Origin of the sequence: Streptomyces sp. SAI-127, assembly GCF_029894425.1 — a bacterium.
In the GTDB taxonomy this organism is placed as follows: Bacteria; Actinomycetota; Actinomycetes; order Streptomycetales; family Streptomycetaceae; genus Streptomyces.
The window spans coordinates 335,368-357,495 of sequence record NZ_JARXYJ010000001.1 but is presented as its reverse complement, the minus strand read 5'-3'; the positions used below and the strand labels follow the sequence as shown (position 1 = coordinate 357,495).

Genomic DNA, 22,128 nt, shown 5'->3' with positions numbered 1-22,128 from the left:
AAAGGTGGCTACACCGAGATTTCCCTGAAGCGGATCACGTGCGATCCCCGACCGCCGGCCGTACCGGTCCGTCCGCAAGGGCCCGGCGGCAGAAGTCGGCGAACGCCTTGGCTCGTCTGGTGAGGTTGGCGCGGGCGGGCCAGGCGAGCAGTACGGGCATGTCCGGCACCTCCTCCCGGATCTCGCATTCGGTCAGCGGTACGCCCTCGTGGCTGATGCCGGAGGCGGGCCGCTGGATCAGAAGTGAGTAGCCGAGGCCGCGCGCAACCAGGGACCGTACTGTCTCGAAGCTGCTCGTCGTGTGCCGGATCACCGGCCGTATGCCGAGCGAAGCGAGCAGCTCCGTGAAGTAGTGCAGGCTCGGCGGGTTGTCGAGCATGACCATCGGTTCGTCCGCGAGGTCGTGCAGGCTCACCGGCGCCTGTCCGGCCAGGGGGTGCGCGCGGGGCAGGAGCAGATGCGGCCGGGTGATGTACAGCGTCTCCTGCTGGATGCCCGGCTGCAGGTCGAGGTCGTACAGCAGGGCCATCTCGCAGCTGCCGTCGAGAAGTTTCTCCTGCAGTTCCACCTGAGTGCCCTCCGCGAAGCTCAGCCGCACCGTCGGATGCTCGGTGGCGAAACCCTCCAGGACGCCGGGCATCAGGAACGGGGCCAGGGTCGTGTAGCAGCCGACCGCCAGGTTCCCGGAGAGCTCCCCGCCCAGGTTGCGTGCACTGGAGACCAGTTCGTCCGCGTGGGCGAGCAGCGGGCGCGCGTCGGCGAGCACGGCCAGGCCGGCCTGAGTGATCGTCAGCCCTTTGGCCTGGCGGCGCAGGAACAGCTGGACGCCGAGGGTGCGCTCGAGCTCGCTGACGGCCAGGGCGATCGTCGACTGGGAGATGTGCTCGCGTGCCGCGGCGCCCGCGATGGTTCCGGCCTCGGCCGCCGCCACGAAGAACCGGAGCTGGCGCAGTGAGAGCGTCATGGTCCATACCTCAGGATTCCTGTGGTTGTTGTCGGCGCATTGCTGGATTCCAGAGTATTCCGTGCTCAGGCGGCGTACCGCACAGTCGTTGCAGCCCGATGCGGCCGACATCCCCTGTCCGGATGTCGCCGACACGTGAGGAGCCGCCATGTCCATCGCACGCAATCTCACCAGCAAGGACCTCTACGCCGACCCGTATCCCGTCTACCGCGAGCTCAGGGACGACGAGCCCTGGGCCTGGTCGGACGGGCTCGGTCTGTGGCTCGTCAGCCGCTACGAGGACGTCGTCTTCGTCGACGAGCACCCCGAGATCTTCACCGCGCACCAGGTGAACTCCCTCGCCGAACGCACCATGGGTCTGGTCATGATCCGTACCGACGGCGACGCCCACCGCAGGCTGCGCTCGGCGGTGGACGGCCCGCTGAAGCGCCGCAACGTGCGTCAGCAGTGGTCGGCGGGGCTCACCTCGCACGCCACGGAACTCGCCGGGCGGTTGGCCGAGAAGCCGGAGTTCGACCTGGTGACGGAGTTCGCGGCGCCGTTCGCCGCTCAGGCGCTGACTCGGACGGCGGGGCTGCCCGACGTGACCACCGAGCAGGTGGTCGAGTGGTCGCGTGCCTTCATCGCGGGTCTGGCCAACCACGACGACGACCCCGCGGTCTGGGAACGGGCCGGACGCGCCAGGGCCGAGGTGGGGGAGCTGGTCCGCGAGGCCGTCGCCCGCGTGACGGCCGCACCGGACCACACCGTGATCTCGGCGATGGTGCACGCCGAGCTCGCCGAACCGCTCACCACCGAGGAGATCGCCACTCAGGTGCGCCTGATGATCTCCGGCGGCTTCAACGAGCCCTGGCACGCGCTGGCCACCCTGGTCTGGCAGCTGTGTGAACAGCCTCAGCTGCGCGACCGTGTGCTGGCCGACTCCGAGGCCCTCGACGCGGCCATCGAGGAGACGATGCGCTGGCTCACCCCCGTCGGAGCCTTTCCGCGTCAGCTCGCCGTCGACCACACGGTGGGGGACGTGACCTTGCGGGCCGGGGACAAGCTGCTCGCGCTCGCCGCGTCGGCCAACCGGGACGACCGGAAGTTCGCCGCCCCCGCCGCCTTCGACATCGACCGTCCCGAGCTGTCGGACCATCTGGCCTTCTCGCTCGGCGCCCACTACTGCCTCGGCACCTACCTGGCGCGGGAGCAGCTGCGTACCGCGGTGCCCGCACTGTTCGGCTCGCTCACCGGGCTGTGCGTCACCAGCACTCCGAACCTCGTCGGCTGGATGTTCCGCGGACCGGAATCGGTCCTCATGCGTCACGACGCCCAGGGCGTGAAGGGAGCGGCACAGTGATACAGCTCTGTCCGATCGCGGACCTCACCCCCGGTGTGGTCACCCGGGTCGCCAGGCCCGACGTGCCGGTTCCCCTGGCACTCGTCAAGGTCGGCGAACGTGTCTTCTGTATCGACGACACCTGCTCCCACGAGACCGCCTCGCTGTCCGACGGCTGGCTCGACGGCCATGAGATCGAATGCCCGCTGCACGAGTCACGTTTCGACCTGCGCACCGGCAGGCCCGACTGCCCGCCCGCGCGGCGGCCCATCCGTACACATGTCGTGCAGGTCGTCGACGGCATGGTGTGCGTCGACGCAACGTCGTTGGCGCCGACCGCGGAGACCGCGCGATGACCACGATCGCCGTCGTCGGCACCGGGCTGGCCGGTGTCAGAGCCGCCGAAGCCCTCCGCACCGAGGGCTACGACGGGCGTCTCGTGCTGGTCGGCGAGGAGACCGCGCAGCCCTATGACCGGCCCCCGTTGTCCAAGCAGGTCCTGCTGGGCAAGTGCGAGAGCCAGGACATCGCGCTGACGGACGAAGACCTGCGTGCCGTGCTCGACGCCGAATGGCTGCTCGGTACCCGCGCCACCGCTCTCGATCCGGCCTCCCGGGCGCTCACCCTCGCCGACGGGCGAACCCTGCACGCGGACGGTGTGGTCATCGCCACGGGAGCCCGCGCTCGCACACTCCCCGGAATGCCGCGGCTGCCTGGGGTGCACACCCTCCGCACGCTCGATGACGCGCGCCGATTGCGCGAGGACCTGTCCCGTCCCGGCCGGGTCGTCGTGGTGGGAGGCGGGTTCATCGGCGCGGAGGTCGCCTCCACGGCGCGTGCCCTTGGACACGAGGTGACCATCGTCGAGTACGAACAAAAGCCGTTGCTACGTCAGTTGGGGCCCGACGCCGCCGGCATCCTGGGTCGCCTGCACACGGACCACGGGGTCGCTCTGGTGACCGGCGTGGCTGTCACGGGCCTCGTCGGCGAGGACGGGGTACGAGCGGTGGAGTTGTCCGACGGCCGCCTCCTTCCCGCGGACGTGGTGGTCGTCGGCGTGGGAGCCGTGCCCAACACCGAGTGGCTGACGGGTTCCGGTGTCGCCTGCGACAACGGCGTCCTCACGGACGAGCGGTGCCGGACCACCGTGCCCGGGGTCGTCGCGGCGGGCGACGTGGCCGCGTACCGCTGCCGCGGGGGGCGGCTGCGCATCGAGCACTGGACCAACGCGCGGGACATGCCGGTCATCGCGGCCGGATCGCTGCTGGCCACGTTGCGAGGGCAGGACCCCACGGCACAACCGGTCCACGACCCGCTGCCCTATGTGTGGTCGGACCAGTACGGCGTCCACCTCCAGATCGCCGGCCGACCTGGCGTCGACGACGTGCTCGAACTCGTCTCGGGCTCGTTCGACGACAGCTTCGCAGCCGTGTACCGGCGCGACGGCGAGATCACCGGCGTCCTCGCCGTCGACAGCCCAAGGGAGTTCGGACGGCTGCGGCGGGATCTCCGCGGCGCCTGGAGCACCCGGTAGCCAAGTCGACGCGTCGCCGACCCACTCGACTTTCCAGAGGAACCCTTCCAGAGGAACACAGACATGTCTCATGAAGTCCGCGCTGTCGTGGCCCGGAGCAAAGGCGCCCCTGTCTCGGTGGAGACCATCCTGGTGCCCGACCCCGGACCGGGGGAGGCCCTGATGCGGGTGCAGGCCTGCGGGGTGTGCCACACCGACCTGCACTACCGGGAGGGTGCCATCGGGGAAGACTTCCCCTACCTGCTCGGCCACGAGGCCGCGGGAGTCGTCGAAGCGGTCGGTGAAGACGTCACCGACGTCGTCCCCGGTGATTTCGTCATCCTCAACTGGCGGGCGGTGTGCGGGCGGTGCCGTGCCTGTCGGCGCGGGCAGCCCTGGTACTGCTTCGACACGCACAACGCACGGCAGAGGATGACGCTGAAGGACGGCACGGAGCTGGCGCCCGCCCTCGGTATCGGGGCCTTCGCGGAAAAGACCCTCGTGGCCGCCGGCCAGTGCACGAAAGTCCCCCAGGTCCGGCCCGAAGCGGCCGGCCTCCTCGGCTGCGGGCTCATGGCCGGGCTGGGAGCCGCGCTCAACACCGCACCCGTCAGCAGGGGACAGAGCGTCGCGGTGATCGGCTGCGGCGGCGTCGGCGACGCGGCGATCGCCGGTGCCCGCCTCGCCGGAGCGGCCAGGATCATCGCGGTGGACATCGACGACCGGAAGCTGGCCCTGGCACAGACCTTCGGCGCCACCCACACCGTCAACTCCCGCGACACCGACCCCGTGACGGCGATCCGCGAGCTCACCGGCGGGCACGGAGCGGACGTGGTGATCGATGCCGTCGGCCGTCCGGAGACGTACCAGCAGGCCTTCCACGCCCGAGACCTGGCCGGAACCGTCGTGCTGGTGGGGGTCCCGACGCCGGACATGAAGCTGGAGCTGCCGCTGCTGGACGTCTTCGGCCGCGGTGGGGCGCTGAAGTCCTCCTGGTACGGCGACTGCCTGCCATCGAGGGACTTTCCGATGCTGGTCGACCTGTACCGGCAAGGGCGACTGGACCTGGATGCCTTCGTCACCGAGACGATCGCCCTCGACGAGGTGGAGAAGGCATTCGAGAAGATGCACTCAGGTGAGGTGCTGCGGTCCGTGGTGGTGTTCTGAGTGGCCACGACCATCGCGGCCGAGGCCCCGCATCTGGAGGAGTGGATCCTCCGCGGCCACTGAATTCTCCGCTCCGGTCTTCCCAGGAGCGGTCGGCACAGGTACCGTCCAAATAATCAAAGCTTTGATTACATGCTTTGATCAGGATCTTGCCCGCTTCGTCCCCAGCCCTGCTGGGCCGGCGCCGCCCCCTCCCCGGCCCTTTGCCAGAGGGCACAGCCGACGATCGACTCAAGGAGTCCTCCTCATGTCCCGCTCCCTTGCCCCTCCCAGCCCTGGCGCCCTGCGCGCCTGCATGTCCCGGTTCGCCACCGGCATCACCGTCGTGACGTACGCGGGCGAGGGCGGTCCCCGGGGCGCGACCATGAACTCCTTCACGTCCGTCTCCGCCGATCCCGCGCTGGTGCTCGTCAGCGTCGCCCGACGCGCCCGCTGCCACGACCAGCTGATCGACAGCTCCTTCTGCGTCAACATCCTCGGCGCCGAACAGGAGCCGCTGGCCCGGCTGTTCGCCGGGGCGCAGGGTGCCACCGAGCCCCGCTGGGCGACCGCGGCCCGGGTGCCCCGCCTCACGAACCCTCTGGCATGGGTGGAGTGCGAGCCATGGCAGGCGTACGACGGCGGAGACCACACCCTCCTCGTCGGCCGCGTCACCGACCTCGGCCACCGCGACGGCGACGCCCTCACCTACGCCTGGAGCCGCTTCGGCACCGCGGCCGAGTCCACCGACGGCATCGAACACCTCATCTGAACCCGAACCCGCTGATCACCTCCCGAGGAGCACCCACATGGCCGCACGCACCGGCAAGGAATACCTGGAGCGCCTCGCCGCCTCCCGCCCGACCGTCCACATCCAGGGCGAGACCGTCACCGGCGGCATCCAGGACCACCCCGCCTTCCGCAACGTCGTCCAGACCTACGCCGAACTGTTCGACCTCCAGCACTCGGACGAGCACAAGGACACCCTCACCTACACCTCGCCCACGTCCGGCGAGCCGGTCGGCACGTCCTTCCTCACCCCGAAGACCCCGGACGACCTGGTCAAGCGCCGCAATGCGTTCAAGGTGTGGGCCGACCACAGCAACGGCATGCTCGGCCGCACCGGCGACTACATGAACAGCTCCCTGATGGCGCTCGCCTCGGCCGCCGACTGGTTCGCCCAGGCCAACCCCGCCTTCGGCGAGAACATCCGCTGCTACTACGAGAAGGCCCGCGAAGAGGACCTGCTGTGCACGCACACGCTGATCCCGCCGCAGGTCAACCGGGCGGTGGCCGGTACCCAGCAGGCGGGCGGCAAGCTGGCCGCGCGGATCGTGAGGGAGGACGACAACGGCGTCGTCATCAGCGGTGCGCGCATGCTCGCCACGATCGCCCCGTTCGCCGACGAGATGCTGGTGTTCCCCTCGACCGTGCTGCGCGGCACCCCCGAGGACAAGCCGTACTCCTACGCCTTCGCCATCCCGAACGACACCCCCGGCCTGCGCTACATCGCCCGCGAACCGCTGGACTACGACCGCCCCCGGCACGACCACCCCCTCGCCTCCCGCTTCGAGGAGTCCGACTGCGTCGTCGTCTTCGACGACGTGCACGTGCCGTACGAGCGCTGCTTCGCCCTCGGCGACGCGGAACTGTGCAACGGCTTCTACTCGCAGACGTCGTCGGTGGTGCACATGACCCACCAGGTCGTCACCCGCACCACCGCCAAGACCGAGTACGTCCTCGGCCTGGTGTCCCTGCTGACCGAGGCCATCGGCATCGAGCAGTTCCAGCACGTCCAGGACGACATCGCCGAGATCATCACCACCCTGGAGACGCTGCGCGCCTTCCTGCGCGCCGCCGAGGCGGACGCCGAGGTCAACGAGTACGGGGTCCTCACCCCGGCGTTCGCCCCGCTGAACGCCGCCCGCAACCTCTACCCCAAGCTCTACCAGCGCTTCCCGCAGATCCTGCGCAAGCTCGGCGCCTCCGGCCTGATGGCCACCCCTACCGAACTCGACATCCAGGGCCCCGCTGCCGCCGACATCGAGGCGTACCTGCAGTCGGCCACCCTGTCCGGCCCCGAGCGCGTGAAGCTCTTCCGCCTGGTGTGGGACACCTGCATCTCGGCGTTCTCCAGCCGCCAGGCGCTGTACGAGTACTACTTCTTCGGCGACCCGGTGCGGATGGCCGGCGCGTACGTGAAGAGCTACGACCGCGAGCCGTACAAGGCCAGGGTCCAGGCCTTCCTCGACCGCGCCTGATCCCGGACGGACGACATGACGCACCCGCTCGGGAACTCCCCGTCGAAGATCATCGCTCTGCATCTCAACTACCCCAGCCGCGCCAAGGAGCGCGGCCGGATCCCCGCCCATCCGTCCTACTTCCTCAAGCCACCCTCGTCGTTGGCGGGCACCAAGGAAGCCCTCGTCCGCCCCGAGGGATGCGAACTCCTCGGCTTCGAAGGCGAGATAGCCCTCGTCATCGGCTCGCGCGCGCAGCGGGTGCGGCCCGAGGACGGCTGGCAGTGCGTGCGTTGGGTGACCGCCGCCAACGACGCCGGTGTGTACGACCTGCGTTACGCCGATCGCGGCTCCAACCTCCGCTCCAAGGGCGGAGACGGCTTCACGCCGATCGGGCCGCGACTGATGGACGCACGCCAACTCGACCCGGCCGCCCTGCGGTTGCAGACCTGGGTCAACGGCGAACTGGTCCAGGACGACACCACGGCCACCCTGCTGTTCCCGTTCGGCGAGCTGATCGCGGACCTGTCGAGGCAGGTCACCCTGGAGCCGGGGGACGTCATCCTCACCGGCACGCCGGCCGGCGCCTCCGTGGTCGCCCCCGGTGACGTGGTCGAGGTCGAGGTGACCGGAAACGGGCTGTCCACCGGCCGCCTCCGCAATCCCGTCGCCGCCGGGCCCGCGCTGGACCCGTACGGGGCGATGCCCAAGGCCGATCCGGCGGAGCGGGAGGCCGCGTACGGGACGGCGTACACCCCCGCGCCCCTGCTGGACAAGCGGTTGGAGGAGGGGCTGCGCTCGGTGGCCGTCGCCACCCTCAGCGCACAGCTCCGTGCCCGCGGCCTGCCGCACATGTCCATCGACGGCGTCCGCCCCACGCTGCCGGACCGGACCATGGTCGGCGTCGCGCACACCCTGCGCTATCTGCCGCTGCGCGAGGACCTCTTCACCAAGTACGGCAACGGCATGAACGCCCAGAAGCGGGCGATCGAGGAGCTGAGGCCGGGCCACGTGCTCGTCATGGACGCCCGCCGCGACACCTCCGCCGGGACCCTCGGCGACATCCTCGCGCTGCGTGCCCAGACGCGTGGTGCGGCCGGGGTCGTCACCGACGGCGGCCTGCGCGACAGCGCAGCGGTCACCGAACTCGGCCTGCCCGTCTACCACGGCGGGGAGCACCCCTCCGTCCTGGGCCGCCGCCACGTCCCGTGGGACTCGGGCGTGCCCATCGCGTGCGGCGGCGCGCTGGTGCAGCCGGGCGACCTGATCGTCGGTGACGCGGACGGTGTCGTGGTCGTGCCACCCGAGCTGGCCGAGGGGCTGATCGCCGACTGCCAGGAGCAGGAGCTTCGAGAGCGCTTCATCACCGAGCAGGTGCGTGCCGGGCACAGCGTCGACGGGCTGTACCCCCTCGGTCCCGACTGGCGCGAACCGTTCGAGCAGTGGCGCCGCAGCAACGCCCCTTCGCAAGAGTCGCAAGGAGAAACCGCATGAAGTTCCGCAGTGATCCCGCCACCATCCGCGGATCCATCGCCCCGGTCGTCACCCCGTTCACCGACGAGGGCGCCGTCGACCACGACAGCCTGCGTTCCCTGATCCGCTTCCAGCTCGAATCCGGTTCGCACGGCATCTCGCTCGGCGGCTCCACCGGCGAGCCCAGCGCACAGACCGTCGCCGAGCGGATCGCCGCCATGCGTACGGCCGTCGAGGAGACCGGCGACCGGGTGCCCTTCCTGCCCGGCACCGGCTCGCACAAGCTGAACGAGACCCTGGAGCTGACGGCCGCCGCCCAGGACCTGGGCGCGGACGCGGCCCTGGTGATCACCCCCTATTACGCGCGCCCCACCCAGGAGGCGCTGTACCAGTGGTATGCCACGGTGGCCCGGGAGTTCCCGGACCTGCCGATCGTCGCGTACAACGTGCCCTCCCGCACGGCGGTCGACATCGCCCCCGAGACGGTGAGGCGGCTGTTCACCGATTTCGACAACTTCGTCGGGGTCAAGGAGACCACCAAGGACTTCGAGCACTTCTCCCGCGTGCTGCACGCCTGCGGCCGCTCGCTGCTGGTGTGGTCCGGCATCGAGCTTCTCTGCCTGCCGCTGCTCGCCCTGGGGGGCGCCGGCTTCGTCAGCGCCGTGGCCAACCTGGCGCCGACCGCCGTGGCACGGATGTACGAGCTGTGGGAGTCGGGGGACTTCGACGGCGCACGGGACCTGCACTACCGCCTGCACCCGCTGGTGGACCTGCTGTTCGTGGAGACCAACCCAGCCCCGGCGAAGTGGGTCCTCGCCCAGCAGGGACGGATCGCCTCGCCTCACGTACGGCCGCCGCTCATCACGCCCACCGCCCCGGGCCTGGCCCGCATCCGCACCCTCCTCGCCGAGGGCGGGGACCTGACGCAGCAGCTCGGAACGCAAACGAACGGAGCCGACAAGTGAGCACCGCCCCCGAGGGCCTGCCCTCGACCATCCGGCACTGGATCGGTGGCGAACTCGTCGACGCGGCCGACGGCCGCACCTTCGACGTCACCGACCCGGTGTCCAACACCGCCTACACACAGGCCGCACGGGGTGCCCGGGACGACGTCCAGCGTGCCGCCGAGGCAGCGCGGGCCGCCTTCCCCGGCTGGTCGTCGATATCCAACCGCGAACGCGCTCGCGTCCTGTACCGCATCGCCGACGCCGTCGAGGGCCGCCACGACCGCCTCGCCCGGTTCGAGTCGTACGACTCGGGCCTGCCGATCACCCAGGCCAAGGGCCAGGCGCGGCGTGCCGCGGAGAACTTCCGCTACTTCGCCGACGTCATCGTCGCGCTCGGCGAGGAGGCCTTCCGGCAGGGCGGTGAGCAATTCAGCTACGTGGTCCGCACCGCGGTCGGGGTCGCCGGCCTCATCACCCCGTGGAACACCCCGTTCATGCTGGAGAGCTGGAAGCTCGCGCCTGCCCTCGCTTCCGGCTGCACGCTCATCCTCAAGCCCGCCGAGTGGACGCCCCTGTCGGCTTCGCTCTGGCCGGAGATCTTCGCCGAGGCGGGCGTGCCGGCCGGAGTCGTGAACATCGTCCACGGCATCGGCGAGGAGGCCGGGCAGGCCCTCGTCGACCACCCGGACGTGCCGCTGATCTCCTTCACGGGCTCGACCGACACGGGCCGCCACATCATCCGGTCCTCGGCCGAGCACCTCAAGACCACGTCGATGGAGTTGGGCGGCAAGTCCCCGGTCGTCGTCTTCGCCGACGCCGACATCGAGGCGGCCCTGGACTCCGTGGTCTTCGGCGTTTTCTCGCTCAACGGCGAACGCTGCACGGCGGGTTCCCGGGTGCTCGTCGAGCGTTCGCTGTACGAGGAGTTCACCCGTCGCCTCGCCGAGCGAGCCGACCGGGTCAGGGTCGGCCTGCCCTCCGACCCCGCCACCGAGGTGGGCGCGCTGGTCCACACGGAGCACTACGAGCGCGTCCTGAACTACGTCGAGATCGGCAAGAAGGAGGCCCGGCTGGTGGCGGGCGGCAGCCGCCCGGACCACCTCACCGAAGGCAACTACCTCCAGCCGACCGTGTTCGCCGACGTGTCCCGTGACGCCCGGATCTTCCAGGAGGAGATCTTCGGCCCCGTCGTGGCCGTCGCGCCCTTCGACGACGAGACCGAGGCGATCGAGCTGGCCAACGCCACCCAGTTCGGCCTGGCCGCGTACATCTGGACCTCGGACCTCAAGCGCGGCCACCGCATCGCGCACGCCGTCGAGTCCGGCATGGTCTGGATCAACTCGCACAACGTCCGTGACCTGCGCACCCCCTTCGGCGGTGTGAAGGCTTCCGGCGTCGGCCGGGAGGGCGGCGCCCACAGCATCGACTTCTACACCGAGTCCAAGATCGTCCACGTCGCCCTCGGTGACGTCCACACCCCACGATTCGGAGCCGTCTGATGACGGGAACAGCCGCACCGGACGTCGTGCGCTCCGCCTACGCCCAGCTCGCCGTCACCGACCTGGCCAGGGCCCGCTGGTTCTGGGTGGACATGCTCGGATTCCACGTCCAGTACGAGGACGCCGACTCCCTCTACCTGCGCGGGACGGATGAGCTCACCCATCACTCGCTCGTGCTGCGCACGGGTGAGGTCGCCGCACTCGACCACATTTCCTACCGCGTCCGCACCCCTGAGGACGTCGACAAGGCGGAGAAGTTCTTCCGCCAACTCGGCCGCCCCGTCAAGCGGTTGAAGAAGGGCGAGGGCACCGTCGGAGTCGGGGACGCCGTACGCGTCGTCGATCCGCTCGGCTTCCCGGTCGAGTTCTTCCACGAGATCGAGCGTGGTGAGCGCCTCATCCAGCGGTACGACCTCCACCGCGGCGCCCAGATCGCCCGCCTCGACCACTTCAACATCTGCACGCCCGACATCCCCGCCGCGTACGCCCACTACCAGTCCCTCGGCTTCGGCTGCTCGGAGACCATCGAGGGCGACGAACACGAGCTGTACGCCGCCTGGATGTACCGCAAGCAGACCGTCCACGACGTCGCCTTCACCGGCGGGGCCGGCCCCCGCCTGCACCACCTGGGCGTCGCCACCCACGAGTCCCACCAGGTGCTGCGCACCGCCGACATCTTCGGCGCGCTGCACGAGGAGAAGCACATCGAGCGCGGGCCCGGCCGACACGGTGTCTCCAACGCCTTCTACGTCTACCTGCGCGATCCCGACGGCCACCGGGTGGAGATCTACACCTCCGACTACTACACCGGCGACCCCGACCACGAGACGTACCGGTGGAACGTCAACGACGACCGCCGCCGCGACTTCTGGGGCAACGCGGTGATCGAGTCCTGGTACAAGGAGGCGACCCCGGTTCTCGACCTCGACGGACGGCAGCAGCCGGTGAGCAGTTCCCTGCTGGACGAGTCCGCCGTCCAGGTCGGCGCCGACGGACTCGGCTGACCGCGCGTACAGCTCCGGTGCCGGTTGCGGCGCCGGAGTTGCCGCACGGCCGGGGCAGAGCGTGCATCCGGCCTGGTCAGCAGCGGTGACTCGACCTCGGAAGCGTTCGATGGCTGCGTCGGCTGCCGCGTATCCTGTAAAGGATCAAGGAGTCGTCCAAGCGTCGACTTTCTTGAGACCACTGCCCAACTCAACCGTTCGAGATTGTCCACCTTGTAGAGCGAGGGGGTGCCATGTCCGAGCCGGCGGCATCGACCACGGCGGTCGCCCGGCCCGCCAAGAGGCTCTCGGCAGGCCGTGAGCGGACCATCCTGCGAGCCGTCTACGAGATACTCGCCGAGTCCGGTTACCAGGGACTGCACTACGAGGCAGTGGCGACCCGCGCCAGGACGAGCAAGGCCACGCTGTACCGGCACTGGCCCACCAAGGCGGAACTGGTGACCACGGCCATGAGCTTGCGCCCGGCCGAAGACCTGCGGGTGCCGGACACCGGCACGCTGCGCGGTGACCTCCTGGCATACCTCCAGTTGCTCGCCGAGTGGATGGGGGGCGAGCCAGGCGCCGTGATCAGCGGTCTTTTCGTCACCATGCGCAATGATGCTGAGCTCGCGGCGCTGCTGCGCCCCTTGCTGATCCCCGCTGTACCGCCCGTCCGGGCTGTCTGCGAGCGGGCAGAAGGGCGTGGAGAACTCGTCGTGGGCCAGGACGTGCGATTCATCGACGAGCTCTGTGTGCCGGCCCTGTTCATGCGCCACGCTCTGCTCGGCCTGCCTCTGGATGCGGAGTTCGTCGAGTATCTGGTCGACGGTGTTGCCATGCCGCTGCTGACCCGCGCCACGTGACGCGGACTGTCGTCCCGGTCGGCTCGGGTGGCCCTGCGGGACGTCTCGTGTCCCGCCATGAGCTTGAGGCGCGAGGGCGACATATTCGGTCAGCCTGTTCGTAACCGGCCGCGACGAGGGCGGCCCCATGGTGCGGCTGATCGAGCGCGAGCTCCTACGGCCCCGGCCATGCTCGGCTCCCTCATGGTCACGGGCATCGATCGATCTCCAAGGCGGGTGCAACCCGCCGCAGGTGTGACCAGCGAGAGGTTCAGGGCTCCGTCGTTCTCGCGATCGTCCGGGAATGATCACGTGAGTTCGAGGATGTCCAGCGGCCGGGCCATGTCCCCGCCGTGGTGGCGCAGGCTCTCGGCGATGTTGGCCCGCCCCGCCGGGCGGAGCGCGCCGATGGCCAGGTCCCACGGGAAGGCCATGGCCCCGAGGCGGCGGTCGCGGTGGAGCAGAGACGGGTGGCGTGACACGGACCGAGGTGCTTGTCGGAGCCCGCGGCCACGGGCGGCTTCACCTTGCGCAGCAGCTGGACAGGCCTGCGAACAGGCCTGGTCGTGTCCGCGTCAGGAGTGGCGGTCGGCTTCGCCCATCGCGTTCTGGACGGTGAGGAGTCGTACCCGTGAACCGTCACCGACGGCGCGCCAGCGGTGGGGAGTTCCTCCGGGGTAGCAGATGCTGTCGCCCGGGCCGAGCACGTGGAGACGGGGTCCGTCCCCGGTGTGCAGGTCGATCTCGATCTCACCGGCAACGACGTAGACGAACTCGTCGCCGGGATGGTCGTAGTACTCCTCGAACCGCTCCCGGGTCCCGGTGTACTCCACGGGGTGGACGGAGTAGGCAGGGGCGCCGAGCATGCGTGCCGTGCCGCCGGGGTTGTCCACGGGCAGGCCCTCGCCCGAGCGCACCAGGTGGGCCGAGCCCGGTGAGGCGTCAGGTTGCGGCACCACCGCTGCGGCCATGAGTGCCTGCTGTGTGGTGCCGAGAGCGCGGGCGATGCGGTGCAGGGACGGCATGCTCGGCCGGGTCAGTCCCCGCTCCAGCTGGCTGAGGAACGGGTGGGAGAGCGCGGCGCGCTCGGCGAGTTGGACAAGGGTCAGCCCCCGCTCCTTGCGCAACTGGCGGATCGCGCTGCCGAGTTCGGCGCGCAACGGCGCGTCCGCGTCCCCGGCGGGCGATGTGCTGTGGGCGGGTTGGGCCGGCATGGCAGGAATCCTAAAGGGTCGGGGTCGGCGGGCCACCGGGGCCCCGGCGGCCTGGGGAGAGGTTTTACGCCGGTGAAACACCAGGGCCCTACGCTCAATGTTGATGGCACGAACATTCTAGGTGTCGTCGAGTCCATCGCGTCGCAAACGGCGTACGTGCTTTCCCGTCCCGTCCAGCCCATAGGGAGCTCTCATGGCTGCGGCCACCTCCGACCGTCCCGTCGACTCCCCGCCGGACTCCGGCTTCCTCGACGCCATGGCCGCCCTCGCCGGAGGCGTCTGTGTCGTCACCGCCCTGACAGCCGACGGGCGCCCGGTCGGTTTCACCAGTACCGCCGTGATGAGCGTCAGCCGCGAACCGCAGCTGGTGGCCATCGGAGTGGGCCGCCGCGGCCGTACGCTGGCCTCGCTGCTCGACGGCCGCAGGTTCGCGCTGAACATCCTGCACGCCGGCGGCGAGCACGTCTCCCGGCGCTTCGCCGACCGCTCCGCGGATCGGTTCGCGGAGCTGGAGTGGTCGGCCGAGGAGCGCGGCGGACTACCTCTCCTGCTCGCGCACAGTTCGTACGCGGTCCTCTGCCGCGTCGTGCGCGACCTCCCGGCCGGGGACCACCAGCTGATCGTCGCGGCCGTCGAGCACGTCGTGCCCGGCACCGGCGGAACGACCGCACTCGTGCACCACGACCGCCGCTACCACGCGCTCGGTGCGGCGTGAGCGGGTCCGACTGGTTCCAGGTCTCCGAGACCGGCCCGGGAGCGTTCGTGATCGCCGAGCCCGGCCATGTCAACAGCTACCTCGTGCTCGGCGATGAACTGGCCCTGCTCTACGACACCGGCATGGGGGTCGGCGACATCGGCGAGAGGGTACGACGGCTGACCCGGCTGCCGCTGCTCGTCGTCAACTCCCACCACCACTTCGACCACCGCGGCGGCAACGCCTCCGTGGCCGGGTACGCCGCGGACATCGCCGTACACGCCGCCGGCGCCGCACTGCACAGGGATCCGGCTCCGCGCGAGTGGCTGGAGGCGTACACGCACATCGCGCACGGCCTGCGGAAGCGGTACGAGGAGTTCCGTGTCCTGGACGTCGGCGGGTTCTTCCTCACCGACTCACGCGTCGAGGTGCGGCCGGTTCCCGACCTGGCCGACTGGCGGATCGAGGCCGTACGCCCCACCCGGCTGCTGTGCGAAGGAGACGTCCTCGACCTGGGCGGCCGGCGCCTGGAGGCGCTCCACACCCCCGGGCACTCCCCGGACGGCGTCTGCCTGTGGGAGCCGGAGACCGGGCTGCTGCTGGCCGGGGACACGCTGATCAGCGGCACCTTCTTCGCCCATGTGCCGGGCGCCGACGTGACCGCCTTCGCTGCCTCGACGCGCCGCCTGGCCGAGCTGCCCGTCGCCACCGCGCTGCTCGGCCACAACCTGCGGCACCGGGAGTCGGCGGACTTCGTGGGCCGGGTCGCCGAGGCGTTCGCGGCCGTACGGGACGGCCGCACCCGTCCGTACGCCTCCACCGACATGTTCGGCGTCCCTGTACGCCGTCATGACTTCGACGGTTTCGCGGTGCTCACCGCACCGTACGGAACGGAGCACTGAACATGTCACCACTGCTGCTGCGCGGCGCGCGCCTGCCCGACCAGGGCGTCCGCGACGTCCTGGTCAGTACGGACAGCGGCCTTGTCGCGCGGGTCGCCCCGCCCGGTCTGCTTCCTTCCGGCCCCGACGAACTCGACCTGACCGGATACCTGCTCCTGCCTGCCCCGGCGGAACCGCACGCCCATCTGGACAAGGCTTTGACCTGGGACCTGGCGGGCGCACTGCCGGGGGACCTGCTCTCCGCCGTCACCGCCTGGCGTGCGTATGCCGCGCGGGTCACCGAGGAGGATGTGTTCCAGCGTGCCAGGCGGGCGGTCGACGAGCTGTGCGCGAACGGCGTGACGGCAGTCAGGACCCACGTGGATCTCCTGAGGGACGACGGCGGCTACGGCGGCGGTGATCCGCTGCGCGGCCTTCGCGCCCTGCTCCGGCTACGCGGACAGCTCCGCGGGCGGGTACGGCTCCAGATCGCCGTCCTGCACGTCGACGCCCCGGACGAGTTGCTGCACGAGGCGCTCGACCTCGGCGCGGACCTGCTGGGCGACTGCCCCCACCTGTCCGCGGACCCGGCCGCGTCCGTGGAGCGCACCCTGCGCATCGCCGCCGAGCATCAGGTGGGAGTCGACCTGCACGCCGACGAGACCCTCGACCCGGCGGCGGGGGATCTGCGTCTGCTCGCCCGTGCCGTGGGGGAGCGCGGCTTCGTTTCCGGCGTCACCGCGAGTCACTGCGTCAGCCTGGGCGCGGTGGAGCCGGACGAAGCGGCTCGCACGGCCAAGGAAGTCGCGGCTGCGGGCATCGGCGTGGTCACCCTCCCGCTGACGAACCTCTACCTCCAGGGCCGCGACCGTCCGTCGTCCACCCCGCGCGGCCTCACCGCCGTACGCGCCCTGCTCGACGCGGGCGTGACGGTCGCGGCCGGCGGTGACAACTTCCGGGACCCCTTCAACCCCGTGGGCCGGGCGGATCCGCTCGAGACGGCGTCCCTGCTGGTCACGGCCGGTCATCTCACCCCGGACGAGGCGCTGCACGCGGTCACCGGGGGAGCACGGGCGGTCCTCGGGTTGCCTGCGGCGGGACCGTACGAGGGCGCTGTCGCCGATCTCCTGGCGGTGCGCGCGCAGACCGTGTCGGAGGTTCTCGGCGCGTCCTGTCCCGAGCGGCTGGTCTTCGCCGGCGGACGCCTGGTCAGCCGTACGTCGGTGGTCCGCGAAATCTTCTGAACCTCTGAGCCTGCCGCCCGGCAGCTCTCGGCGAACGGATACGGCCACGACATTGGCCGGAAACAACCAATGTTCATACTATCAACATTCCTGACTGTGGCACTGAAGGGAGCTGACGTGCCGACCACCGCCGAAGCGACACTCGAAGCGACGTTGCGATTCGAGGGCGTCGACAAGCACTTCGACAACGGGACCACCGCCCTCACCGGAGTCGAACTCTCCATCGCCCCGGGCGAGTTCGTCGCCGTCGTCGGCCCCTCGGGCTGCGGCAAGTCCACCCTGCTCCGCCTCGCCTCAGGCCTGGACTCCGCAACCGGCGGTACCGTCCACGCCCCCACCGACTCGGTCGGCTACGTCTTCCAGGACCCGACCCTGCTGCCCTGGCGCACGGTCCTCGCCAACGTCGAACTCCCCGCCGAACTCACCGGGATCCCGAAGGCCGAACGGAGGGATCGGGCGCTGGACGCCCTGCGCCTGGTGGGCCTGGAGGGCTTCGAGAAGCAGTTGCCGGGGCAACTGTCCGGCGGCATGCGGATGCGCGTGTCCCTGGCCCGCGCTCTCATGACCCGTCCGTCGCTGTTCCTGTTCGACGAACCGTTCGGTGCCCTCGACGAGATGACCCGCCTGCGCATGCAGGAGGAACTCCAGCGCATCTACGCGGAGACCGGCTTCGCCGCCCTGTTCATCACCCACTCGGTGACCGAGGCCGTCTTCCTGGCCGGCCGGGTCGTCGTGATGTCGGCCCGCCCCGGCCGGATCACCGCCTCCTTCGAGGTGCCCTTCGCCCATCCCCGTCCGGCCGAACTGCGCTACGACCCCGAGTTCGGCCGTATCGCCGGCGAGGTCTCGGCGGCGCTTCGAGGAGGTTTCCAGTGAGCGCCCATGTCACCGTCACCGCTCAGTCCCAGGACGTCCTGCCGGCAACGGACTCGACGCAGGCCACGCCTCCGGCTCCCGTACGCCGACGCCGGGCCCGGACCGTCGCGGTGCTCACGCCGCTCGGGTCGCTCGGCGCGGCCGTCGGTATCTGGTACGCCGTCAGCTATCTGCTGCTCAGCCCTGCCCGGCGCTTCCTCGTCCCGCCCCCGCAGCAGGTTCTCAGCGTGTCGTTCCTCGACTGGACCCATCTGCAGCCGATGCTCCAGGCACTGTGGCTCACCGCCCAGGTAGCGCTCGCCGGCCTGCTCATCGCCTCCGCGCTGGGTGTGACGGCGGCGGTGCTGATGAGCAGGGCCCGCTGGCTGGAACGCTCCCTGTACCCGTACGCGGTGATCCTGCAGACCGTGCCGATCCTCGCGATCGTGCCGCTGATCGGCCTCTGGTTCGGGTTCGGCTTCACCAGCCGGGTGGTCGTCTGCGTCCTGATCGCCCTCTTCCCGATGATCGCCAACACACTGTTCGGCATCCAGTCGGTGGACCGTACCCACCACGACCTGTTCACCCTCCAGCGGGCGAGCCGCTGGGCCCGGCTGCGCAAGCTCGAACTGCCTGCCGCCCTGCCCTCGGTCTTCACCGGGCTGCGCACCTCCTCCGGCCTGTCCGTGATCGGCGCGATCGTCGGCGACATGTTCTTCAAGCAGGGCGAGCCCGGCATCGGCACCCTGCTCGACGTCTACCGCTCCCGGCTGCAGTCCGAGGATCTGTTCGCCGCGATCATCCTCGCCTCGTTCTTCGGCGTCGCGGTCTTCGCCGTCTTCACCCTCGTCGCGCGGCTCGCCGTCGGCTCCTGGCACGCCTCGGCCGACCGGACGTAGCCCCGCCCTTTCCCCGCCTTCCCTTCACCTCCGGCCTTCCCTTCACCTTCCCTCTGGTCCCTCAGGGAGTCAGTCATGCCTTCATCCGCCAGACGCGCCGCCATCGCGGGCGTTTCCTCCGTCATCACCCTGGTATCGGTCACCGCCTGCGGCGGTGGTTCCACCGCCTCGACCGGCTCCGCGGACAAACTTCCTGCGGCCCCCGCCGCCCAGCGCCTGGCCGGCGTCTGCCCCAAGACGGTCGTCGTCCAGGTCGACTGGGAGCCCGAGGCCGAACACGGCCCCCTCTACCACCTGGTCGGCCCCGGCTACACGGTCGACACCGCGAAGAAGCGGGTCACCGGTCCGCTGGTCGTCGACGGCAAGGACACCGGCGTCGACATCCAGATCCGGGCGGGCGGCTCCGCCATCGGCTATCAGAGCGTCCCCTCGCAGATGTACGTCGACAAGAGCATCACCCTGGGCACGGTCACCACCGACGTGGCGATCACGGCGTCCGCCAAGCAGCCGGTCACGGCCGTGGCGGCGCTGATGAAGAAGAGCCCGCAGGTCCTGATGTGGGACCCCGCCACCCACCCCGACTGGAAGACGATCGCGGACATCGGCAAGTCGAACGCGAAGGTCGTCTACGTGGACGGCAGCACCTACGCCTCGATGCTGGTCGCGAAGGGCCTCATCAAGAAGAGCCAGCTGGACGGGAGTTACGACGGCGCACCCGCCCGCTTCGTGTCCAACCCAGGCATCGCCCAGCAGGGCTTCGCCACCGCCGAGCCGTACATCTACCAGCACGAGGTGTCGGCCTGGAAGAAGCCGATCAAGTACCAGCTGCTCGCGGACGTGGGCTTCAACGTCTATCCGGAAGCCCTGTCGGTGCGCAGCGGTGAGCTGAAGTCGCTCAGCCCCTGCCTGAAGAAGCTCGTCCCCGTCCTGCAGCAGTCGGCCGTCGACTTCGCGGCTGAGCCGTCGGCGACGGTCAAGGTCATCAGCGACCTGGTGCAGCAGTACAACACCGGATGGGTCTACTCCGAAGGCACCGGCACTTTCGCCGCGAAGCAGATGGTCAAGCTCGGCATCCTCGGCAACGAGTCCGACGGCAGCATCGGGAGCTTCGACATGAAGCGCGTCGCTTCCGCCCTGAAGACCTTCACCCCACTCGTCGAGCAGAGCGGCGCCAAGGTCAAGCCGGACCTGACCGCCAAGGACGTGGCGACCGACGAGTTCATCGACACCTCGATCGGACTGAAGTGATGACGACCGGAAACCTGACCGCACTCACCGACCTCGTCGACGACGGACCGGCGACGAAGGTGACGGAGCGTCAGCCCACGCCCGGCATCGAGGAATTCTGCACCGAGGCCGCCGAAATCCTCGGCTCCGACGGGGTGATCCGCGATCCGTCCGCACGGGAGAAGGCCTCCTGCGACTGGGCGCACATGTCACCCATCCTGTCCGCGAAGCTCCCCGCCGGGCACGCCGAGGCCGTCCTCCGCCCCACCTCGCACGAGCAGCTCCCGGGCATCCTGGCCCTGGCCCACCGCCACCGCGTTCCCCTCACCCCGCGCGGCAAGGGAACCGGCAACTACGGCCAGGCGATCCCGCTGTACGACGGTGCCGTGCTCGACCTCACCGGCTGCGGCCGCATCCTGGACGCCGGCGACGGCTGGATCCGTGCCGAGGCCGGGGCGAGGATGTCCGACCTCGAAGCTCACGCCCGCACGCTGGGCCAGGAGCTGTGGATGTTCCCGTCCACCTTCGGCACCACCCTCGGCGGCTTCCTGTCCGGCGGCAGCGGCGGCACCGGCTCGCTCGTGCACAGGACCAACAGCGACGGCTTCGTCCGGGAGCTGACGGTCGTGCCCTGCACGGCCGACGCCGAGCCCTTCACCGTGCGGGAGTCGGACACGCTGCCGTACATCCACGCCTACGGCACCACGGGCTTCATCGCCACCGCGACCGTACAGCTCCAGCGGGCCCGCACGTGGACCGGGCTGTTCGCCGCCTTCGACGACTGGGCATCCGCCACCGCCGCCCTCTCGGCCCTCGTGCGGATGGAACCGGCACCGCGCCTGGCCTCGCTGGACGAGGCCGGTCTCGTCAGGGTCTACCGACCGGACCCGGCACTGGACCCCACGGCCCTGAGCGTGCGCGCGATCGTCGAGGAGGAGGCCGTCGACCAGGCACGCGCCATCGTCGAGGCGTCCGGCGGCAGAGTCCTGGACGTCCGGCCCGCACCGGACGGCCCCGCGCTCATCAGCTCGATGTCCTTCAACCACCCGACCTACCACCTGATGAAGGCCGAGGACGGCTGGTTCCACCTGGAGATCGGCGGCGACGTCCTGCTCGGCGACACCACCGAGATCAGGAAGGTCTTCCCGGACACCCTGCTTCACCTGGAGGGCATGCGCTCCGGCACGGTCGGCATGCTCATGGCTCGCTACCAGGACGAGCAGACCGTGTACGACGGCATCGCCGCCCTGCAGGCGCTGGGCGTCGGTGTGCACAGCCCGCACAACTGGCACGTCGACCGCCGCCTGGACCTGGTCCGGGAGGCGGCCCGCACCGCCGACCCGCTGGGCCTGCTCAACCCCGGCAAGATCCCCGCCGCATCCGAGGAGACCTCGTGACCTTCACCCGGTTCATCGACCTCCGCGGCCCGGACATCGAGCGGCTCGGCGAGGACACCGTCGCCGTGCTGCCCGTCGGCGCGGTCGAGCAGCACGGGCCCCATCTGCCCGTCGCCACCGACTACTACATGGCCGAGGCCGTCGCCGAAGGCGCCGCCCGGCTCGCCGGGGAGAGCTGCGACATCACGCTGCTGCCGGGGCTCGCCTACACCAAGTCCGACGAACACGCCTGGTCGCCGGGCACGCTGTGGCTCAGCGCCCGCACCCTGCTGTCCGTCCTCGACGACCTCGGCCGCTCCCTGGCCGCCGGCCCCGTACGCCGGCTCGCCTTCCTCAACGCGCACGGCGGCAACAGCGCCCTGCTCGGCGTCGCCCTGCGCGAACTGCGCACCCGGTACGGCCTGCGCACGTTCCTGCTGCACGCCTCCCTCCCCGCCGACCAGGGTGGTACGTCCCCGGTCACGGAGTACGGCATGGGCGTGCACGGCGGGCTCAAGGAAACCGCCGCCATGCTCCACCTCCACCCGGACCTGGTGGACATGGACCAGGCCCGCCGCAGCGTCCCCGAACACCTGACGTCGTACGAGCACATCGGCTTCGGCAAGCCGGTCTCCTTCGGCTGGACCAGCGACGACTTCGCCACCGGCAACGGCCTCATCGGCGATCCCACGGGAGCCACGCCCGAACTCGGCCGCAAGCTGGTCGACGCGTCGATCGCCGCGTCCGCCGCCGCGTTGCGCGAATGCGCGCGCTTCCTGCCCGACCGCCCCTTGACCTCCTGAGGGAGCC

At 70.2% G+C, this 22,128-nt stretch carries 22 protein-coding genes; 19 read left to right on the top strand and 3 right to left on the bottom strand.

Translation table 11 applies throughout. The features are described 5' to 3' along the window. Positions 1–34: 34 nt before the first annotated feature. The gene (locus tag M2157_RS01805) at positions 35–964 is read right to left on the bottom strand and encodes a LysR family transcriptional regulator (protein WP_280864162.1); all 930 of its coding nucleotides are present in this window, start codon (positions 962–964) and stop codon (positions 35–37) included. Positions 965–1,112: 148 nt separating this feature from the next. Here M2157_RS01805 and M2157_RS01800 point away from each other — a divergent pair, with 148 nt between their 5' ends. The 11 genes from M2157_RS01800 (at position 1,113) to M2157_RS01750 (ending at position 12,949) form a co-directional block, all read left to right on the top strand. Further along, positions 1,113–2,306: a cytochrome P450 gene (locus tag M2157_RS01800; protein WP_280864161.1), complete on the top strand. Its 1,194-nt coding sequence runs from the start codon at positions 1,113–1,115 to the stop codon at positions 2,304–2,306. Further along, positions 2,303–2,641, top strand: a complete 339-nt coding sequence (locus M2157_RS01795) for a bifunctional 3-phenylpropionate/cinnamic acid dioxygenase ferredoxin subunit (protein WP_280864160.1) — start codon at positions 2,303–2,305, stop codon at positions 2,639–2,641. The genes M2157_RS01800 and M2157_RS01795 overlap by 4 nt, the downstream gene beginning before the upstream one ends. Beyond that, entirely contained in the window at positions 2,638–3,819 is a 1,182-nt protein-coding gene (locus tag M2157_RS01790; protein ID WP_280864159.1) for an FAD-dependent oxidoreductase, read from the top strand. The genes M2157_RS01795 and M2157_RS01790 overlap by 4 nt, the downstream gene beginning before the upstream one ends. A gap of 63 nt (positions 3,820–3,882) precedes the next feature. Next, positions 3,883–4,965 carry an S-(hydroxymethyl)mycothiol dehydrogenase gene (locus M2157_RS01785; protein ID WP_280864158.1) on the top strand — a complete coding sequence of 361 codons (1,083 nt, stop codon included), beginning with the start codon at positions 3,883–3,885 and terminating at the stop codon, positions 4,963–4,965. A gap of 247 nt (positions 4,966–5,212) precedes the next feature. Continuing rightward, positions 5,213–5,716: a flavin reductase family protein gene (locus M2157_RS01780; RefSeq protein WP_280864157.1), complete on the top strand. Its 504-nt coding sequence runs from the start codon at positions 5,213–5,215 to the stop codon at positions 5,714–5,716. A gap of 37 nt (positions 5,717–5,753) precedes the next feature. Further along, entirely contained in the window at positions 5,754–7,205 is a 1,452-nt protein-coding gene (hpaB, locus tag M2157_RS01775; protein ID WP_280864156.1) for a 4-hydroxyphenylacetate 3-monooxygenase, oxygenase component, read from the top strand. 15 nt (positions 7,206–7,220) lie between these two features. Beyond that, complete coding sequence (locus M2157_RS01770) at positions 7,221–8,678, top strand: fumarylacetoacetate hydrolase family protein (protein ID WP_280864155.1); 1,458 nt, start codon at positions 7,221–7,223, stop codon at positions 8,676–8,678. Further along, the gene (dapA, locus tag M2157_RS01765) at positions 8,675–9,622 is read left to right on the top strand and encodes a 4-hydroxy-tetrahydrodipicolinate synthase (protein ID WP_280864154.1); all 948 of its coding nucleotides are present in this window, start codon (positions 8,675–8,677) and stop codon (positions 9,620–9,622) included. Before M2157_RS01770 ends, dapA begins: the two co-directional genes overlap by 4 nt. Continuing rightward, a complete protein-coding gene (hpaE, locus tag M2157_RS01760; RefSeq protein WP_280864152.1) occupies positions 9,619–11,103 on the top strand; it encodes a 5-carboxymethyl-2-hydroxymuconate semialdehyde dehydrogenase in 1,485 nt (494 codons plus the stop codon). Before dapA ends, hpaE begins: the two co-directional genes overlap by 4 nt. Beyond that, positions 11,103–12,107 (top strand): 3,4-dihydroxyphenylacetate 2,3-dioxygenase, encoded by a 1,005-nt coding sequence (hpaD, locus tag M2157_RS01755; RefSeq protein WP_280860004.1) that lies wholly within the window; start codon positions 11,103–11,105, stop codon positions 12,105–12,107. The genes hpaE and hpaD overlap by 1 nt, the downstream gene beginning before the upstream one ends. A gap of 233 nt (positions 12,108–12,340) precedes the next feature. Further along, a complete protein-coding gene (locus M2157_RS01750; RefSeq protein ID WP_280860003.1) occupies positions 12,341–12,949 on the top strand; it encodes a TetR/AcrR family transcriptional regulator in 609 nt (202 codons plus the stop codon). A 287-nt stretch (positions 12,950–13,236) separates the two neighbouring features. On the opposite strand, the gene M2157_RS01745 is transcribed toward M2157_RS01750, so the two are convergent. Next, positions 13,237–13,362, bottom strand: a complete 126-nt coding sequence (locus M2157_RS01745) for a hypothetical protein (RefSeq protein ID WP_280860002.1) — start codon at positions 13,360–13,362, stop codon at positions 13,237–13,239. Positions 13,363–13,503: 141 nt separating this feature from the next. Beyond that, positions 13,504–14,142, bottom strand: coding sequence for a helix-turn-helix domain-containing protein (locus M2157_RS01740; protein WP_280860001.1), 639 nt, complete (start codon positions 14,140–14,142; stop codon positions 13,504–13,506). Between the two features lie 193 nt (positions 14,143–14,335). Between M2157_RS01740 and M2157_RS01735 the strand changes: the two genes are divergently transcribed. The 8 genes from M2157_RS01735 to M2157_RS01700 all read left to right on the top strand — a co-directional run bounded on the left by M2157_RS01735 (position 14,336) and on the right by M2157_RS01700 (position 22,121). Then, the gene (locus M2157_RS01735; protein ID WP_280864151.1) at positions 14,336–14,857 is read left to right on the top strand and encodes a flavin reductase family protein; all 522 of its coding nucleotides are present in this window, start codon (positions 14,336–14,338) and stop codon (positions 14,855–14,857) included. Further along, a complete protein-coding gene (locus M2157_RS01730; RefSeq protein ID WP_280864150.1) occupies positions 14,854–15,738 on the top strand; it encodes an MBL fold metallo-hydrolase in 885 nt (294 codons plus the stop codon). The genes M2157_RS01735 and M2157_RS01730 overlap by 4 nt, the downstream gene beginning before the upstream one ends. A gap of 2 nt (positions 15,739–15,740) precedes the next feature. After that, complete coding sequence (locus M2157_RS01725; protein WP_280864148.1) at positions 15,741–16,961, top strand: amidohydrolase family protein; 1,221 nt, start codon at positions 15,741–15,743, stop codon at positions 16,959–16,961. Between the two features lie 117 nt (positions 16,962–17,078). After that, positions 17,079–17,837 carry an ABC transporter ATP-binding protein gene (locus M2157_RS01720; RefSeq protein WP_280864147.1) on the top strand — a complete coding sequence of 253 codons (759 nt, stop codon included), beginning with the start codon at positions 17,079–17,081 and terminating at the stop codon, positions 17,835–17,837. Beyond that, positions 17,834–18,715 (top strand): ABC transporter permease, encoded by an 882-nt coding sequence (locus M2157_RS01715; RefSeq protein ID WP_280859996.1) that lies wholly within the window; start codon positions 17,834–17,836, stop codon positions 18,713–18,715. The genes M2157_RS01720 and M2157_RS01715 overlap by 4 nt, the downstream gene beginning before the upstream one ends. Before the next feature lie 75 nt (positions 18,716–18,790). Continuing rightward, positions 18,791–19,963, top strand: a complete 1,173-nt coding sequence (locus M2157_RS01710; protein ID WP_280864146.1) for a hypothetical protein — start codon at positions 18,791–18,793, stop codon at positions 19,961–19,963. Beyond that, the gene (locus M2157_RS01705; protein ID WP_280864145.1) at positions 19,963–21,339 is read left to right on the top strand and encodes an FAD-binding oxidoreductase; all 1,377 of its coding nucleotides are present in this window, start codon (positions 19,963–19,965) and stop codon (positions 21,337–21,339) included. Before M2157_RS01710 ends, M2157_RS01705 begins: the two co-directional genes overlap by 1 nt. Next, complete coding sequence (locus M2157_RS01700; protein ID WP_280859993.1) at positions 21,336–22,121, top strand: creatininase family protein; 786 nt, start codon at positions 21,336–21,338, stop codon at positions 22,119–22,121. Before M2157_RS01705 ends, M2157_RS01700 begins: the two co-directional genes overlap by 4 nt. The last annotated feature ends 7 nt before the right edge of the window (positions 22,122–22,128 follow it).